The following is a 3,156-nucleotide window of genomic DNA, read 5'->3' as shown; positions in this document are numbered from 1 at the left end:
GGTAAAGATGGTGGAGAAAGTTTTGGAATGTTGATTATCAAGAAAAAGTACATTCAAGATGCATTAAAAAAATCTAAAACACAATATGCACATTAAGAATTCATACAAATGAGCCAAATAACCACTTTTACTTTTTTTAAATTGGAAACTTTTTCGAATAAACTTTGGGCATTTGCACAAATGCAACTAGGGCATGCTCATTTCAAAAACATTGAGGGATTAGTGTTCTACAAACTACTGGGTTCAGGTGCTGAAAATGGTTTTAGTTCAAAACCAAACTTTGGTACGTATGCCTTATTATGTATTTGGGAATCAGAAATGCAGGCAACTAATTTTTTTGAAAAAAATTCATTTTTTAACAAGTATAAATCCAAAAGTGCCGAATCATTTACCGTTTTTGCACATGCTGCAGAAGCTCACGGAAAATGGGACGGAAAGCAACCTTTTGTTTCTGGTGCCACTTTGGCTTTAGACAAGCCAGTTATGGTTCTAACACGAGCTAGTATTCGCATTTCAAAATTGATTTCTTTTTGGAGAAAAGTAGGTAAAGTAAGTAAAAGTTTAGAAGATTACGATGGATTAGCACTGTCAATTGGTGTTGGCGAATGGCCTTTAATCCAACAAGCTACTTTAAGCATTTGGAAAACGCAAGCAGAAATGATCGATTATGCTTATAAAAATGAAAAACACAAAGAAGTTGTTCGTCTAACAAGAAAACTCAAATGGTATAAGGAAGAACTATTTGCAAGATTTATCCCTTATAAATTTTTAGGAAAGTGGAACGGCAAAAATGTTGAAAATTTCTTAGAGGTTAATTAAATTTTCAAATCTTATTTCAATATAATCAATAGGTTTAAACAATCCCAGTTTTTGAAAACTCTTATGTATTCTTAAAACTGATTTTTTAAGTTGGTGTTAAACTTATTGCTGTTTTTTGTAACTTTTTACTTTTTCTTACGTATAACAAATAGAACTTATAAATTGAGGGGGAAATTCAATGAGACAACTTAAAATAACCAAGCAGGTTACCAATCGTGAAACTGCTTCTTTAGACAAATATTTACAAGAAATTGGTAAAGTAGATTTAATTACTGCCGATGAAGAAGTAGAATTAGCACAACGTATTAAAGCGGGTGACCAAAGTGCCTTAGAAAAATTAACAAAAGCGAATTTACGTTTCGTAGTATCGGTTGCCAAACAATATCAAAATCAAGGTTTGACTTTACCCGATTTAATTAACGAAGGAAACTTAGGTTTGATAAAAGCAGCACAACGTTTTGATGAAACACGTGGTTTTAAATTCATTTCGTATGCGGTTTGGTGGATTCGTCAATCGATTTTACAAGCTTTAGCAGAACAATCTCGTATTGTTCGTTTGCCTTTGAACAAAATTGGTTCAATCAATAAAATCAACAAAATGTATGCTTTATTAGAGCAATCTAATGAAAGACCCCCTTCTGCTGAGGAAATTGCAAAAGAACTAGACATGACCGTAAATGACGTAAAAGAGTCTATGAAAAACTCTGGTCGTCACTTGTCAATGGATGCCCCGCTTGTTGAAGGAGAAGATTCCAATTTATACGACGTTTTACGTTCCGGTGAATCGCCAAATCCAGATAGAGAATTAATTCACGAATCACTTCAAACTGAAATTGAACGTGCTTTAGAAACCTTAACCCCAAGAGAAGCAGACGTAGTGCGTTTGTATTTTGGATTAAGCGATCAGCATCCAATGACTTTAGAAGAAATTGGCGAAACATTTGATTTAACTCGTGAACGTGTCCGTCAAATTAAAGAAAAAGCCATTAGAAGATTAAAACATACTTCAAGAAGTAAAATTTTAAAAACATATTTAGGATAAATTTAGTCGTAAAGACTAAAGCCAAAAGTCTTAATCTCAAAACTCCGAAAGTGTTTTCGGAGTTTTTTTAAAATATCTATTTTTGCACAAACAATATAATTAAATGAAAAACACACTTATCGCTCCTTCGGTTTTAGCTGCGGATTTTGCTAATTTACAACGCGACATTGAAATGATTAATGCCAGTGAAGCTGATTGGTTTCATATTGACATTATGGATGGCGTTTTTGTTCCTAATATATCTTTTGGAATGCCTGTTTTGCAAGCTATTTCAAAGCATGCCACAAAAACAATAGATGTCCATTTAATGATAGTAGATCCCGACAGGTACATCACTACTTTTGCCAAATTAGGCGCTAATGTATTAACCGTTCATTATGAAGCCTGTAATCATTTACACAGAACGCTTCAAGCTATCAAAGCAGAAGGTATGAAAGCTGGTGTAGCCATCAACCCTCATACAAGCGTAAAAGTTTTAGAAGACATTATTCAGGATATTGATTTGGTTTGTATCATGAGTGTAAATCCGGGTTTTGGCGGACAAAGTTTTATTGAAAAAACATATGACAAAGTTGGCCAATTGAAAGAAATAATAAAAAGATGTAAAGCCAATACCATTATAGAAATTGATGGCGGTGTAACCAACAAAAACGCGAAACAATTAGCAGATGCTGGTGCAGATGTATTAGTTGCAGGAAATTACGTTTTTGGCGCACAAGACCCAATAGCAACAATTGCAGATTTGAAAAAAATTACAAAATAATATTCTATAAAATAAAATTTATTAAATCCTTTACTTTTTCAAGTGAGGGATTTTTTTTACTATGCCAGCAGACCTTTTGCTAAAACTTTTTTAAATTTGTAGTATTATAAAAACATGTTTTTGAATAATTATTGAAAAACAAATTTTAAATTTGAAAAAATATAAATTATGAAATCCATATTAAAAATAATTTTTTTAATAATTATACTACATTTATTCTCCTGCTCTTCAAGAGAAACAGAAGTAACACCAGCACCTATTCCAAATAATGCAAGTGCTGATGATTTTATTCGTTCTGCGGATATGTCCTATTTACCATTAATAGAAAGTGAAGGTACTATTTTTAAGAAAAACGGAGTAGCAGAAAATGCTTTAACCACATTAAAAAATGCAGGCTGTAACACGATAAGAATTAGAATTTGGAAAAACCCATCAGACAATCATTCTGGACTTGCAGAAGTAAAAGCGTTGGCAATAAGAGTCAAACAAGCCGGAATGAAAGTTTGGTTAACCGTTCATTATTCGGATACTT

Annotated in this window: 4 protein-coding genes; all 4 read left to right on the top strand. The window is 32.6% G+C overall.

The genetic code is table 11. The annotated features are described in order from the left end of the window. The first annotated feature begins 108 nt into the window (after positions 1–108). The gene (locus ACIQ2I_RS08720) at positions 109–819 is read left to right on the top strand and encodes a DUF3291 domain-containing protein (protein WP_396182027.1); all 711 of its coding nucleotides are present in this window, start codon (positions 109–111) and stop codon (positions 817–819) included. A 178-nt stretch (positions 820–997) separates the two neighbouring features. Further along, entirely contained in the window at positions 998–1,861 is an 864-nt protein-coding gene (locus ACIQ2I_RS08715) for an RNA polymerase sigma factor RpoD/SigA (protein WP_396182026.1), read from the top strand. Between the two features lie 103 nt (positions 1,862–1,964). Further along, the gene (gene rpe, locus ACIQ2I_RS08710) at positions 1,965–2,624 is read left to right on the top strand and encodes a ribulose-phosphate 3-epimerase (RefSeq protein WP_396182025.1); all 660 of its coding nucleotides are present in this window, start codon (positions 1,965–1,967) and stop codon (positions 2,622–2,624) included. Positions 2,625–2,792: 168 nt separating this feature from the next. Beyond that, positions 2,793–3,156: glycosyl hydrolase 53 family protein (locus tag ACIQ2I_RS08705; RefSeq protein WP_396182024.1), on the top strand; the 364-nt coding region annotated here is incomplete at its 3' end.

Source organism: Flavobacterium sp. (assembly GCF_044368995.1).
GTDB lineage: Bacteria > Bacteroidota > Bacteroidia > Flavobacteriales > Flavobacteriaceae > Flavobacterium.
Note: the sequence above shows the minus strand (reverse complement) of the source record. Positions and strands in the feature narration are given on the sequence as shown.